This is a genomic window from Vibrio superstes (assembly GCF_003569005.1).
GTDB classification, from domain to species: Bacteria; Pseudomonadota; Gammaproteobacteria; order Enterobacterales; family Vibrionaceae; genus Vibrio; species Vibrio superstes.
This window is the reverse complement of sequence record NZ_BCUR01000001.1, coordinates 801,632-814,567: the sequence shown is the minus strand read 5'-3', so window position 1 is coordinate 814,567 and position 12,936 is coordinate 801,632. Positions and strand designations below refer to the sequence as shown.

The 12,936-nt window shown below is 40.9% G+C and carries 15 protein-coding genes; 11 read left to right on the top strand and 4 right to left on the bottom strand.

The window, feature by feature from the left end:
• Positions 1-77 precede the first annotated feature (77 nt).
• The 5 genes from D5I41_RS03465 to D5I41_RS03445 all read left to right on the top strand — a co-directional run bounded on the left by D5I41_RS03465 (position 78) and on the right by D5I41_RS03445 (position 4,888).
• Positions 78-386: a DUF3302 domain-containing protein gene (locus D5I41_RS03465; protein ID WP_119008521.1), complete on the top strand. Its 309-nt coding sequence runs from the start codon at positions 78-80 to the stop codon at positions 384-386.
• Positions 386-1,504: an HlyD family secretion protein gene (locus tag D5I41_RS03460; RefSeq protein ID WP_119008520.1), complete on the top strand. Its 1,119-nt coding sequence runs from the start codon at positions 386-388 to the stop codon at positions 1,502-1,504. Before D5I41_RS03465 ends, D5I41_RS03460 begins: the two co-directional genes overlap by 1 nt.
• A gap of 150 nt (positions 1,505-1,654) precedes the next feature.
• Entirely contained in the window at positions 1,655-2,716 is a 1,062-nt protein-coding gene (locus D5I41_RS03455; RefSeq protein ID WP_119008519.1) for an HlyD family secretion protein, read from the top strand.
• Positions 2,717-2,727: 11 nt separating this feature from the next.
• Positions 2,728-3,741 (top strand): hypothetical protein, encoded by a 1,014-nt coding sequence (locus D5I41_RS03450; RefSeq protein WP_119008518.1) that lies wholly within the window; start codon positions 2,728-2,730, stop codon positions 3,739-3,741.
• 160 nt (positions 3,742-3,901) lie between these two features.
• The gene (locus D5I41_RS03445; protein WP_119008517.1) at positions 3,902-4,888 is read left to right on the top strand and encodes an HAD family hydrolase; all 987 of its coding nucleotides are present in this window, start codon (positions 3,902-3,904) and stop codon (positions 4,886-4,888) included.
• Positions 4,889-5,336: 448 nt separating this feature from the next.
• On the opposite strand, the gene D5I41_RS21180 is transcribed toward D5I41_RS03445, so the two are convergent.
• Positions 5,337-5,495 carry a hypothetical protein gene (locus D5I41_RS21180; protein ID WP_162892786.1) on the bottom strand — a complete coding sequence of 53 codons (159 nt, stop codon included), beginning with the start codon at positions 5,493-5,495 and terminating at the stop codon, positions 5,337-5,339.
• Between the two features lie 302 nt (positions 5,496-5,797).
• On the opposite strand from D5I41_RS21180, the gene D5I41_RS03440 reads away from it, so the two are divergent.
• Positions 5,798-6,646, top strand: coding sequence for a hypothetical protein (locus tag D5I41_RS03440; protein ID WP_119008516.1), 849 nt, complete (start codon positions 5,798-5,800; stop codon positions 6,644-6,646).
• Between the two features lie 34 nt (positions 6,647-6,680).
• Here the strand turns inward: D5I41_RS03440 and D5I41_RS03435 are convergent, their stop codons facing one another.
• Positions 6,681-8,456, bottom strand: a complete 1,776-nt coding sequence (locus D5I41_RS03435; RefSeq protein WP_119008515.1) for an SgrR family transcriptional regulator — start codon at positions 8,454-8,456, stop codon at positions 6,681-6,683.
• A 150-nt stretch (positions 8,457-8,606) separates the two neighbouring features.
• Here D5I41_RS03435 and D5I41_RS03430 point away from each other — a divergent pair, with 150 nt between their 5' ends.
• On the top strand, positions 8,607-8,792 hold the full coding sequence (locus D5I41_RS03430; protein WP_119008514.1) for a hypothetical protein: 186 nt from the start codon (positions 8,607-8,609) through the stop codon (positions 8,790-8,792).
• 33 nt (positions 8,793-8,825) lie between these two features.
• A complete protein-coding gene (locus D5I41_RS03425; RefSeq protein ID WP_119008513.1) occupies positions 8,826-9,341 on the top strand; it encodes a phosphoribosyltransferase in 516 nt (171 codons plus the stop codon).
• Positions 9,342-9,404: 63 nt separating this feature from the next.
• Here the strand turns inward: D5I41_RS03425 and D5I41_RS03420 are convergent, their stop codons facing one another.
• Positions 9,405-9,653, bottom strand: coding sequence for a hypothetical protein (locus D5I41_RS03420; RefSeq protein ID WP_119008512.1), 249 nt, complete (start codon positions 9,651-9,653; stop codon positions 9,405-9,407).
• Between the two features lie 466 nt (positions 9,654-10,119).
• Here D5I41_RS03420 and D5I41_RS03415 point away from each other — a divergent pair, with 466 nt between their 5' ends.
• Entirely contained in the window at positions 10,120-10,545 is a 426-nt protein-coding gene (locus D5I41_RS03415; RefSeq protein ID WP_119008511.1) for a bactofilin family protein, read from the top strand.
• Between the two features lie 198 nt (positions 10,546-10,743).
• On the opposite strand, the gene D5I41_RS03410 is transcribed toward D5I41_RS03415, so the two are convergent.
• A complete protein-coding gene (locus D5I41_RS03410) occupies positions 10,744-11,169 on the bottom strand; it encodes a LysR family transcriptional regulator (protein ID WP_268978200.1) in 426 nt (141 codons plus the stop codon).
• 430 nt (positions 11,170-11,599) lie between these two features.
• Here D5I41_RS03410 and D5I41_RS03405 point away from each other — a divergent pair, with 430 nt between their 5' ends.
• Positions 11,600-12,115, top strand: coding sequence for a GYD domain-containing protein (locus D5I41_RS03405; protein WP_119008509.1), 516 nt, complete (start codon positions 11,600-11,602; stop codon positions 12,113-12,115).
• Between the two features lie 54 nt (positions 12,116-12,169).
• Positions 12,170-12,922: a GlcG/HbpS family heme-binding protein gene (locus tag D5I41_RS03400; RefSeq protein WP_119008508.1), complete on the top strand. Its 753-nt coding sequence runs from the start codon at positions 12,170-12,172 to the stop codon at positions 12,920-12,922.
• Positions 12,923-12,936: the final 14 nt, after the last annotated feature.

Sequence of the window (12,936 nt, the reverse complement as noted above, 5' to 3'; positions counted from 1 at the left end):
ATTAAGGCTCAACTTTTATTCTCTCTGCAACTGATGGATTTATTGGTCGAATCCATCAGAGACAGAGAGAAAATGCTATGAACCTTATTTTAGATTATGCGTCTTTGGGTATCTTATTCCTCGTACTACTTATCTTAGTGTACGGACTGATTATTATTCATGACATCCCTTATGAGATCGCTGTTAAGCGCAATCATCCCCATAAAGATGCGATACATGTTGCAGGCTGGATCAGCCTATTTTTCATGCACGTTATGTGGCCCATACTTTGGGTGTGGGCAATGCTGAGTGACCCTTTTGCTGCCAATACATCTCAACAGTCTCAACTGGATGACTTATCAAAACGCATAGATGCTCTGTCTAAAAATAAAGAAGGGGAAAAATAATGGAAACGTTAATAATCCTAAGTTATGCCGCGCTTTGTGTGATTGTCTTTCGTGTGTTTAAGGTTCCAAGAAACAAATGGACTCTTACCACAGCAGCAGTTATCGGTATGTTTTTAGTCGGGTGGATCTTCTTGTATATGGCAATGTACCAGCCGGTAGCAAGGGTTGCAGGCGTGTACAGTGTGACAACTCCAATTACATCGGAAGTGTCTGGAGAGATAACTGATGTGTATGCAAAAGGAAACATTGCACTGAAGAAGGGTGATCCTCTTTATCAAATTGACCCTGTACCATTTCAAGCTGATGTGGATAAGGTCAAAGCCGAAGTAGTGAGTACTGAAGCGACAATAGAGCAGCTTCAGCTTTCTAAGAAACAGACCTATGAAGCCATCGATAAAACCCAAGCGAGTATTGTGTATAACCAAAAAGAACTCGATCGTTTTAGCTTCCTAGCTAAAGATGACTTTAGTTCTCAGCGCAAGGTTGACCAATTCACAGATACTATTGCGGAATTAAAGGCAGAGCAGGCACAAAATCACATTCAACTGGATGTAATCGATTCTAAAGTCATTCAACAAGCAGCGATAAAAGACATGCACTTGGCAGAGCTGGACAAAGCTAAATATGACCTAAGCAAAACGCTCGTTGTTGCGCCGACTGATGGTTATGTCACGCAGGTTGCTTTACGACCAGGTATGAAGAGTCGAGTGGTACCATTTCAAGGTAACTTAACCTTCGTACATGCAGAGAAGAAAACCATTATGGCCGCATTTAAACAGAATCCGGCTCGATATATTAAACCTGGCTATGAAGCAGAGGTGACCTTCAAAACGATTCCTGGCCACGCATACAAAGCCAAGGTCGTCGAGGTGCTAGATATCTTTAAACAAGGTGCTGTTTTACCCTCGGGCAACCTAAATGAGCTTAAAGACAGAGTTGGAGGCCGAGTATTGGTGAAAGTTGAACTGACTCAACCTGAATTATTAGATGGACAGCCAATTCCTGCCGGCACTGATGCCCACGTTGCAGTGTACTCACCAAAATGGGAGATGTTCTCTATCGTCCGTAAAGTGATTTTACGAATGCAAAGCTGGCAAAACTGGGTTTTTGAAGGCTAACCCTAGACTCTAAATATTGGTCACGAATGGAAGCAACTCACTATTCAGATGAGTTGCTTTTTATTGCTCAAAATAGACTTATCGATAACCCGTGTTGTTGTATCCCGAAGTTAGTGAGCTGTTTGAAAGAATTAAAAGGTAACAAAGCGTATGACACTGCATAGCAGCACAAATAAGTTGGGTAAGTTTGTCCTAATTAGCCTACTTGGTTTTGGTATTAGTATGGTGTTAAGCGATATTCATGCTCCTTTCACTACCAACGCCTACGTACAGAAGAACGTTGTGTCAGTAACCACGCAGATTGATGGCAATGTGAGTGAAATCTACGTTAAAAACGGCCAGTACATAGAGAAAGGGGAACCCGTTTTCGCTATCGATAAACGTGAACTGGTTGAAGATAAAGACATTGCCTATGCCAACATGGTGATCATTCAACAGCACCTAGCCAACCTAGAGGTTGAGATTGAACAAGCTAACAAAAAGATCGAAAAACAAACGGAAATTGTCGATAACAAGCGTAAGCATTATCTGCGATATAAAACATTATTGAAAAAACGCGCTATTGGCCGAGAGCAATATGATGATGCACACCTAGACTACTTAGATTCAGTTCGTGAGCTTGAGCAAAACAAGCTGGAATTGAATGCCAAAGAAATCAAACTGGGTGCGGATGGAGAAAATGGTGGTTTGTTATTGGCCGAAGCACTTCTTGATAGATCTGACAGAAAGATAGCGAAAGCTATGACTTATGCACCGGTTTCTGGTTGGCTGACGAATCTGCAATTAGATGTTGGCGAAGCTATCTCTAGCAAGGGCGCGCAAATGGCCATCACCTCTGATGCGGATACCAATGTCGTTGCTAATTTTAATGAAAAAGCGCTAGGTAGTTTAGAGAATTCGACCGTTTCTATTGTCTTTGATGCGATACCTGGAAAAGTATTCTCAGGGCGAGTGATTTCGAAGGACTCTGCGGTGCAATTTAGCCAACATACCGACAATGACCTTGGTAAAGAAGCCTATGTTCAGCGTGATGAGCGTTGGATAAGAAAGAGCCAACAAGTTCGCACCACTATAGAGGTGAAAGGTATACCAAAAGAGCTAATCTCAGGCTCGAAGGCAACAGTGATGATCAAACCAGAAGGGTATGGTTTCTGGAGTGGTTTCTCTGCCGTCATCATGAAATTTATATCTCTGTTCCGCTATATCTACTAGGGCAACAGTAAATGAAAACAAATGCAATCCTTCGAGCCAGCGTCTTCTTTACCGCATCCATTGTGATTGGAGAATTGATCAACCTGCAACAGGTGGTTCTATGTGTTTTCTTAGGACCAGCTATTATCACAGGTCTTAAGTTCAATCTTAAGGTCTCAAGCATATTTATCGCTCGGATATTTTGTTTTCTGGTGGCGGGTACCCTAGTAGGTGAAATGTTTTACTCCAATCAGTTGTTTGGCTTGATGTTGAGCTGTGCCTTGCTTTGGGTAATGCTCACTCTAATCAAATATCCCTCTAAGATATTGGCATATACCTCGCCTATATTTCTATATTGCTATGGTTTTATTAACATGACAAATGGCATTTATGTTGAAGATACGATAATGACCTTATTAAAAGGGACGGCCTATATGCTCCCGTTAGGTTGGTTGTGTTTCCAACTTTTTCCTTCAAAATTAGTTAGCATGCCTAAGCAAGAAGCACAGAAAGAAGAGCCTATTACCAGCTTGCACAAACTGGGTATTGTTAGTTTGATTACTATTGCTCTAGCCGCTTTTCTGACGATGGATATTGGTGGAGGCATCTTTTGTCTTTCTGTTGTTATCAATGCAAGCCTTCGTTCTACCATCAAACAAGGGCGCATCGTAATCAGGTCTGTTGTTCCAGTCCAAATCACAGGTTGCTTAATCGCATTATTATTTCATGTTTTATTGTTGGGTCAACCTAATAATATTGTGTTTTTTGCGGTGCTCTTATTTGTATTTACAAGCACAGTCTATTTCTACTCTTACACCAAAGAGTTGCGCCATAAGGATATCCCAAATTTTGAGGTGGGGTTTATGTCGGCAGTGCTAGTACCTCTCACGCTTTATACTCGCTCTAGTGGCTTTAATATCGAACCCTTTGTGATTCGAGCTTTTGATATGGTCATGGTATGGGGAATATTACAACTCGTCGTGTTATTAGTCGTTTATTATCATAAAAAGAAGGTAAATTATCAGTGTTTAGAACAGCAAGCATAAATGTGTGGGAAAATGTTTAAACCTATTCTTTAGTTTTAGTAAAACAAAATACAATAAAAACCCATTAATAAATAGAGAAAGTTACGTAAGCTAGTAGTCATTTTTTTGCCATATAAATAGCTCATCCGCATTTTTTAATATCACTTGAAAGGAGTTAATTATGGCGCTAATGAAAAAAGCACTTGGCTTTACCATTATCATGGTACTTTCTACGCCTTTGGCATTCGCACAGCAGGCATTATCAAGCTGGAATGACACCGCACTGAAACAGCAAATAGTCACCTTTATTGCCAACACAGTAGATAAATCAAACGAACAATATAGGCCCCCGGAGCAGCGGATAGCCGTATTTGATAATGATGGTACTTTGTGGAATGAAAAACCGACCTATATTCATTTTCAAGCGGTCTTTCATACCTTAGGAGAGCAACTCAAGAAAGATCCTAGCCTTAAAGATCGTCAACCATGGGCTATGGTTGCAAAAGGTAAACCCGATCTTTCTCACTATGGTCAATTGTTAGATATAGAGAGCTTCGGCCTAGACTCTATCGTAGAGCAAGTATTAGGGGTTCCCTATTCTGGAATGACAAGTAGTGTCTTCAAGAAGCAGAACGAGCAGTTCCTAAAAACTTGGAAACACCCTAAGTACAAAGTTGGTTATCAAGGGTTGACCTATCAACCTATGAAAGAGCTGATCGATTATTTGCACCAAAATCAATTCAAGGTGTTTATCTTTACTGCCGATGAAGTTGATTTCTTAAGACCACTTAGCCAGGAACTGTACAACATACCGCCGGAAAGAGTCTTTGGTACCTCAATGAAGCATGACCTAACCTTTGAAAACGGTGTGGGTGTACTTACTCGAACTTCGCAACCGGAATGGATTAATAACTGGGCTCATAAGTCACAACTTATTCAACGAACATTTGGAGACAACGTTCCACTAATCGCAGTTGGTAACTCCAATGGCGATCAACAAATGCTCCATTATACGGCAAGTTATGGCGGTCTCGCTTTGTGGTTACATCACGATGATGAAAAGCGTGAGGATAAATATGACAAGCATACAGATGAACTGCAAAAACTCACACAGCAAGGCCTTATTACACCAATTAACATGAGTGGTGAATGGAAAACCGTGTTCTAAAGCAGTCCACGATCAATGGAGAAAATCAGCAGACCCTAGTCATTATTTCTTAATAATGGCTAGTTTTTTATATTGGTCAGTGCCATTAATGCTAGGTTAGCCTGCATTTTTATTAATTTGGTATAGTTAAAGTAGTGGAGTATTGCAGAGCTAGATTCAAGTGTTGACGCTGTAGGAGTTAACGTGGATCTATTTAGAATGATTGCTTATTTAGGGAAGGTTTTAGATGCGACGATATCCTTATCGACGTAATGCACAATTGATATTTTTTCATCTATGGGTTTCTGAAATATCTAAACTATGGCGTATAAAATTTTTGTTGTTACTGTGTTTTAATGAGTTAATCACCCAGGATATCGCGGAGTTAACGATATAGCAAATAGAGAAGAATAATCCAATGATAACCATTTGTGGAACCATTAAAATTATGGCATCAATAAAAGTAAGTTCAGGCATGAGACTCTCCCTCAGCTTCTTTAATCTGAGCGTTTGAACTCTTTAGTCCGAAAATGACAGTGATGAAGTGAGCTATGGCAAGCAAGCCATAAACAACACCAAAAGCCATTATTTGTAATAGTAGTGGAATGATCTTTAATATTTTTAACATAACTAAGCACCCTGTATTCGGTTTGGTTTTTATATAAGTTTTAGATTTTGCAGTATGCTAACTTCGAACTTCTTTTTAATAAACACTCTAAAGTGAGAATGTCTTTTGCATTGCTGCAAAAGTGGAAGAATTATGAAGAGTAGTTTCTGGTTAGGATAATAACAAAGAGTTCATGGAGTTAATATTAAGCAGGGTTTAATAGTCAATTAACTCTTAGGCTATCGATGTAACATCTCGTAAACCATACACTCTCTCGCATTAATGGCGGCGAACTGTCGTTCCTGAAATTCTAGAGAGTCGATATGAAAATTAAACTACTGGCAACGTCGGTTGCGCTTTTTTGCGTTGCATCAAGTGCGTTTGCACAACAGCAAGAAGCCACTGCTGCCCCTTCTGATAAAGAAACATCACAATCTCATGAGCAGATTCAAGATATGTCAGATCCATTAGCTGTTTACACCCAGGCGGGTTTTGGTATTTCAGATAAAGGTCTTAACTTTAAGGTAGGGCAGACCTATGACACTGGCAACTCAGATGTCATGGGAATGAACCTTATTGAAATCAAAGGTGTAGCGGGGGAGTTAGTGGGTTGGTCTGGCTCTAGTCAGCGAGATGACTCAATAGATAGCGTACGTTTTCGTAACTTTAGTGTAAATAAGACCAATGGTCGTGGTAAACAAATTGACCTTAACTACAACGTAGAAGCTGAACAACTTAATGCCTCATACAGCTTTATCCAAGCTTTACCAAAATGGGGACCATTGCAGCTTTACCCTTTAGCTGGAGCGGGCTTAAGAGTACAAAATGGTCAATTTGAAGAGTCGATCGACACGGATTCTGGGACTTATGAATTAGATACCTCAATAGGCTATACCCTTCCTGGTGTGTACGGCGTGGTCGGGATGTACAGCCGAATCACAGTAACGGATAAGATTTGGATTAACTACAACCCGATGTGGTTGACCGCCATAGCGGGTTCTGACCATTTTACTGAGCAAGGTTTTGCTGGTGATAGTAGCGTGTTTACCAATGAACTGTCGGTTTCTTATCAGTTTACCCCGCGTTTTAATGCTCGATATTTTGCTAACTGGACTCAAGATCAAGCTTACTTTGAGGGTGACCAGCGTATTGAATTCAATTATCAATTTTAATAAGTAAACATGGATGTTTTCTGTTTTTCCTCACCTATTGCTCAAACCAGACATCTCTGAGTTCAGGCCAACCCCAAGGACTCATTTTTACGCCTTGCAATAGGCCTTCAAAATGAAGGGTTTGCTTGTGGTGGAACATAGGTAGCAACAGATGTGAAGCCACAAGTGTTGTCGCTATTGGCTCTAGTTGAGTTAGATAGTTTTGAGGAGTAGTGATACTACTGAGAGCCTCTAACTCTTGGTACAGCCATCTGCGTTGTTGTTGCGGTAAACTTTGGTGTAATACTGGATCCGAGAGCAACCAGCAGTATACCGAGGTTGGACGATTATCATCAAAGTTGACGCTGGTAAGGAGTAGATCTTCCGATAAGGTACTAGCAAATGCCCGCCTATAAAATTCATCAAAAGAGTAGCAATTGATATCACATTCAATGCCGTTGTCAGCCAGAATGGAAGAAATCGCCTTTGCGCAGCCTTCCAATCCCTTGTGATTAAAAAGAGCGACACTAATTTTTTTTGGTAATTGAGTATCATTGTCCGTAATAGCAGACAGCTTTACCCAGTTAGGCAAGAGATTGTATGCAAGAACCCCCTCTATATTGTAATCAAGGCTCTGATCTAGTTTATTTTTTAGTGATTCATTGGAAAATAACAAGTAACGAATCTTCTTGAGTTGCGAGTCGGTAAAGTGACTTCGATGATTGAGGATACCGAGTAGGCACCCATCCTCAATTCGATTATGTACTTGCTCTGAAAGTCCAGAGTTAGTCTTACCTGCGGATAAGTAGCTTGAACAGCTTGAGCTCTGATTGGAGACTAGTCCGCCGGTACGAATTTCAATTTCACCTGGATTGTAATCTTTTGATCGTGATACCTGCCAAATAGTAACGCTATCAGTAAATGCGCGATATCCATGGTACTGATTGTTCGTTATCAACTTTAACTTTTCATCAGAATGTTCTTGGATCTGAAATACGCCACAACCAATCGCTTTAGTTGTTGAAAGCAATTGGCTTATTGGTTGAATTGAATAGCGTACATCTGCAAAAAGACCCGCTAATCCGGGGTCGGGCCTGCGTAACTCAAACTGAATACACAAAGCACCAGAGGCGGAGATAGACTGTATGTGCGCGAGCTCTTTGATATAAGGAGGCCGTGTTTGAAGCTCTTTGAAAAGGCTAACAATAACTTCTGCATTAATTTCGCTACCATCGTGGAAGCTCAATCCTGGGCGTAAAAAAAACTTCCAAACTAGGTTGGTCTCATCATAAATCCAATGATGGGCTAAGGCATCACTGACAGCGCCATCTCGATTACAACGAGTTAAGCAACTGTATATCTGTCTGAGCAAAAATCGTTCGCTGTTTCGCTGTGGCTGATGGGGTAGTAAGCTAGAAAAAGGGCGGTCGTAGGTTAGCTGAATATGCAGCTGCCCCTCTCTCATCTGAGTCCCCGAAGTATGGACCAACAACTTTTCAAATAGTGCTTTGTCGTTGTCGATAAGACTCAGGGCTTTTTCGTAATCACCTGCGGTAATCATGTTTTGTGCCAGTTCAGCTTTGAGCTCAGCTAATGTGTACAAAAGGGTTAAGGTAGAACGTTGATTTCGACCTACTTTGGGCTCCCACTTGATCAAGCCATACTCGTGCATCTGTCCAAGTAATGTTCGACAATGGCGAGTGCTAGTAAACATCAAACCGGATAATTCTGGCAAGGTGATAAGTATCTCTTCACCAATACCCAATTGAGTTAGCCGAGAATAATAGGTGATCTGCTTTTTATCACTAAAAGAGGGCTTTGACTGGCTCATTTATTTCCTAAATTTGTGTTTTTATCTCGCTTGTGGCTAATTCTAGGCAGAAAAAGCATTTAATAGGAACAAAAATAACAAATGTTCTCTGTTTTTGATTTCATCGTTTAGCTACAAAATTATCTCGTCAATTAATTGGGAGATATCAGAATGATTAAAGCGATAAAACAAGCCTTGTTTGCAAAAAACCACAACCCTTTAAGATCTTATTACGCACAACGCCTACTCTCGTCAAAGACACCGTTTGAACTAGAGCTTATGATTCATACTCAGTTCTTGCTGTCCATGTATGAGCTAGAGAAGGGTGATCAAAAGAAGAATAAGACTTCAATTTAAATCGTTCGAATTTGAATTAAATGGAGAAATAAAATGCAAAAACAATACATTGGCGAATTGGTACTGAGCACAGAGCAAATAGCCGAAGGCGTTTCTATCGTTGCTAACATGCTCAATCAAGCCTTTGATGAGGCAGTGGTCATTACTGTTGTACCTGGAGGTATTATTTATACCGCCGACTTAGTACGCCAGTTAGATTTCGATGTGAGTATGGATTACATGAGTTGTCCGCATACCCCTGGAGATAGCACTAACGCTTCTGAGATTGTTTATCATCAAAATGTGAGTATCGAGGGTAAAGATGTGATTGTCATTGACGATGCTATTGAGTCGGGTGGCACAATGAAGCGCCTGGTTAAGCATCTTGAACAATTCTCTCCCAAAACAATCTCAACGGCAACATTGTTTGTTAAACCTAGCCGAGTAGAGATCCCTGTTAAGCAGTATTACGCCTTTGAAATGACGAATGATGATCTATTGGTTGGGTACGGTTTGCCATGGAAAGATCAATTGAGAAATGTCCCATACATTTCCAAGTTGGCGAGATAAAAACAGCTAGGCTGATTGGGGACGGCGGCGCCCCCAAAAATTAAGACACGACTCGATGTCTGTCTATTTATCTGCCGGTGAATCTTGGCTAGAGTCCTTTGATCCCACCGCTTGCGCATAGAACTCAAATACATCGCGATCTTTTTGGCCAGAGAGATATAGATAGGTTTGCGCGATGAGTATGGTTAGCGAAGCGATAATCAAGAGAATAGGCACTAAGAACATGATTTTAAACTGAAGCAACAAGGTGCCGACAAGAAGTGCAAGAGTCGATTTGAGTACAGTTTTGTAAATTGGGTGTATTACTGTCATAACGGTAAGCCCTCATTCCATTGCGTCACCTCATAGTACCGTTAACCACTTGAGTGTTTTTTGAACGTGAAGACAAAAGCGTCATCTAGCGATGCCTAGGCATTGTCTTTCTATCGGAATTGTGACAATAAGCTCATGGTTTCATATGCTTACAATTGTTTTCTTTGTGGGCCACTTCGTTTGATAGGTACAGTGAATAAATTGCAACATTCCTTTTCTTTTTGAGTGTTAGACCCTGATCTTAGATTGTGTAACCGCTTTAATTACGAGAAAATGTGCGCTTTCTTGTCATCGGAACAGAGCATTAGTATTAAGTGTTTCTGGCGGCTAATTCATAAAGACTCGTACCCAACATCATATCTTCACCTTCTATGCACCACTCTTATGATTAAGTACTTAATGCTTCTTAGTAGCCAAGATGACGAGTCTGCACATTTTTGATAAATATTCATAAACGAGGTATTCGATGGGACTCTTTGGTTCAAACAACAGTAAGCCAAGCAAACAATCAGCAACGACTTTGATCGCAAAGGGTTGTCATGTTGAAGGTCAGTTCAAACTAGAGAGCGATATGCATGTCGATGGAACTGTCGTTGGGCAAGTGAGCGTTGAACAGACATTAATTGTAAGTCAGTCAGGACGAGTGACTGGTGATATCTTCGCTGGAAAGGTTATTGTTAACGGTATCATCGATGGTTCATGTCATGCCAATTCCATTGAAATATTAGAAAATGGTCAAGTGAAAGGCACTATCTACACTGATGACCTAAGTATTGAGCGTGGTGGTAAATTCAACGGCGATACAAAGCCCGCGGTTAAAGAACAAATCGTAGAATTGGCCTCAAAAGAAGAAAGCCCAAAAAATAATAAAGCGAAACAAGCAAACGCATAATCTTTGAAACTTTATTCGTAATAACGAAAGCCACTTTATACCAATCGTAGTAAATAGCTGGTCATCCTAGCTTGTTAAAACACTCGATAACGGCGTTAGAATTTTTGATTGTAGAATAACTACTTATCAAAAAGTTCTGCCTTGTTATCCAGCGTTTTTCCTACGCTATTTCTGACCACTTACTTACTGTGATTGGTATTACACTGTAAAGTGGCTTTTTAGATCAATACAAACTTGACCATCACTGAACGTCGCATTCGAGAAAGAATCCCTCAACTGAAGTATTAACTTTGGACCAAAAAGCTCAAGCAAAAAGGTGTTAACTAGAATGCTGATTTTTCCGGTATAGTTTTTAGGTTCAAAGTCTAAACAAGCATCCAGCACTTTCTCTATTGGTGTCAGCATTTCGGAAGATGCTTGAGCTAGTTTGATAGCCAGTTCTGATGACTCAATTCCATGTGGCTTTCTGACAAAAAATTGAGGACCGAAGTGTTCCTTAAGTTTGACCACCCCACGCCGTACACTCGTTTGCGAAATGCTAAGAAGCATTGCCGCGGAACTTAAGCTCTTTGTCTCAACCACAGTGCGTAATACTTTTAATAGATTGAGGTCTAGTTCGTTAATATTGATTGCATAGTCCTGAATGCCTCTCCGAAATCGGCAATGCCGTATTCGCTAGCTATCTTATTACTCTATAGACACTCAAACTGAATCGTTGCAACTAAGCTGTGTTAGTTATTGATCATCTGTCAATTTCTGTTCGCACAAAGCTGAACCAACCCCCTAGATACGTTATCAGTGCATTCACAGTTGGCATAAATTTGATTCAGTTGCCTATTTTTTGATCCTATTTTGGCGCAAATAGGCAATTCAAATGAGTTCTCTCCAGCACTACGTCTACTTATACTGCGTCCCAACAAAACACGAAAATCCAATCAAGCAATTGAATGAGTGTTAGGGAAAATCGGCAGAAGAGCTTATCTCTGAAGCATCAAATGGAAGTTTGTTGAGTGGTTTTTGTTTATTAATGAAACATTAACTGACAGGTGGAAACATGCCTATATCTCGCAAAGTTATTACGTCTTTAGTCTTGGCTGCATCGACAATCGCTGGTTCTAGTTTTTATGCTCAAGCGCACGTTGGAGCAGATGAAAAAGACAAAGCACCAAAAGCAAAAACTGAACAAGTTGCTAAAAAAGCGGCGCCAGAAGCTACGGAAAGAAAGCGTTACTTCATGTTCATCAGTGATTATAACTCACAAGGTTGGGATGCAATCATGGCTGCGCCTTCAGATCGTTTCGCAGATAGCAAAGCGGGTGTTGAAGCTCTAGGTGGTCGCATGTTGAGCTATTACTTTGGCCTAACCGATAACAAAGGCTATGTATTGATGGAAATCCCTGATAACCCAGAGCTCATCAAAGCGCTTCATCTAATGCCTTTAGCAAACGGTAACCTAAACTCTTGGACTTCTATTGAACTGATGTCTGCTGCTGATATGCAAGGTGCAATGGAAATGGGGAATGTACTGCGTGGCAAACCTGAGCTGAATAAAAACAGCAAGCAATACTAAGCAGAAACTCTAATTACCTTATTTCTTAACACTTTATATTCGGGACAACTAGTAATGAAAACAGTACTTATTAAAACCTTAGTCGCCGCTTCTGTATTAGTAGCGACAGGCGTATCGGCTCATATTTCTAACGAACATGATGGTATGCATGACACATTGCGTGAAGCACTACAAACTGTAGTAAAAGACGCAAACGGTGGTTTCGCCCTAAACATGTGGGCGACAGTTGTTGACCGTGACGGTGTGGTTCAAGCAGTCGTTTACTCTGGTGAAGACCGTGGCGATCAATGGCCTGGTAGCCGTGTTATTTCTGCTCAAAAAGCAAACACAGCTAACGCTTTCAGCCTACCTGGTCTAGCTCTTTCTACTGCTAACCTTTACTCAGCAGTACAACCAGGCGGTAGCCTTTTCGGTCTGCAACATTCAAACCCTGTAGACACATCTGTAGCGTACGGTGGCGACTCTGAAGCTATCGGTACTCAAAAAGACCCAATGATCGGCAAAAAGATCGGTGGTGTAAATGTATTCGGTGGTGGTCTTCCGCTTTATGACAAAAATGGTGAGCTAGTTGGCGCAATTGGTGTAAGTGGTGATTCTTCTTGTGCGGACCACAACATCGCATGGAAATTACGAGATGCTCTGGAATTAGATTACGTTCCAGCAGGCGTAAGCCCTGAAGGCAATGACAACATTGTTTACGACATCGATAACGGTGCTGGAGCAAGTGGCTGGGGTCACCCATCTTGTACAGCAGAAGCTGAAAAAATATCAGTAGAGTTTGTTAAAACTCACCCTGTATCTCACTAATAGCGAAATGGCTT

Excerpts from the sequence above, each read along its gene's own strand:
- D5I41_RS03465 (WP_119008521.1), top strand. The coding sequence starts at position 78 with ATGAACCTTATTTTAGATTATGCGTCTTTGGGTATCTTATTCCTCGTA.
- D5I41_RS03460 (WP_119008520.1), top strand. The coding sequence starts at position 386 with ATGGAAACGTTAATAATCCTAAGTTATGCCGCGCTTTGTGTGATTGTC.
- D5I41_RS03455 (WP_119008519.1), top strand. The coding sequence starts at position 1,655 with ATGACACTGCATAGCAGCACAAATAAGTTGGGTAAGTTTGTCCTAATT.
- D5I41_RS03450 (WP_119008518.1), top strand. The coding sequence starts at position 2,728 with ATGAAAACAAATGCAATCCTTCGAGCCAGCGTCTTCTTTACCGCATCC.
- D5I41_RS03445 (WP_119008517.1), top strand. The coding sequence starts at position 3,902 with ATGGCGCTAATGAAAAAAGCACTTGGCTTTACCATTATCATGGTACTT.
- D5I41_RS21180 (WP_162892786.1), bottom strand. The coding sequence starts at position 5,495 with ATGTTAAAAATATTAAAGATCATTCCACTACTATTACAAATAATGGCT.
- D5I41_RS03440 (WP_119008516.1), top strand. The coding sequence starts at position 5,798 with ATGAAAATTAAACTACTGGCAACGTCGGTTGCGCTTTTTTGCGTTGCA.
- D5I41_RS03435 (WP_119008515.1), bottom strand. The coding sequence starts at position 8,456 with ATGAGCCAGTCAAAGCCCTCTTTTAGTGATAAAAAGCAGATCACCTAT.
- D5I41_RS03430 (WP_119008514.1), top strand. The coding sequence starts at position 8,607 with ATGATTAAAGCGATAAAACAAGCCTTGTTTGCAAAAAACCACAACCCT.
- D5I41_RS03425 (WP_119008513.1), top strand. The coding sequence starts at position 8,826 with ATGCAAAAACAATACATTGGCGAATTGGTACTGAGCACAGAGCAAATA.
- D5I41_RS03420 (WP_119008512.1), bottom strand. The coding sequence starts at position 9,653 with ATGACAGTAATACACCCAATTTACAAAACTGTACTCAAATCGACTCTT.
- D5I41_RS03415 (WP_119008511.1), top strand. The coding sequence starts at position 10,120 with ATGGGACTCTTTGGTTCAAACAACAGTAAGCCAAGCAAACAATCAGCA.
- D5I41_RS03405 (WP_119008509.1), top strand. The coding sequence starts at position 11,600 with ATGCCTATATCTCGCAAAGTTATTACGTCTTTAGTCTTGGCTGCATCG.
- D5I41_RS03400 (WP_119008508.1), top strand. The coding sequence starts at position 12,170 with ATGAAAACAGTACTTATTAAAACCTTAGTCGCCGCTTCTGTATTAGTA.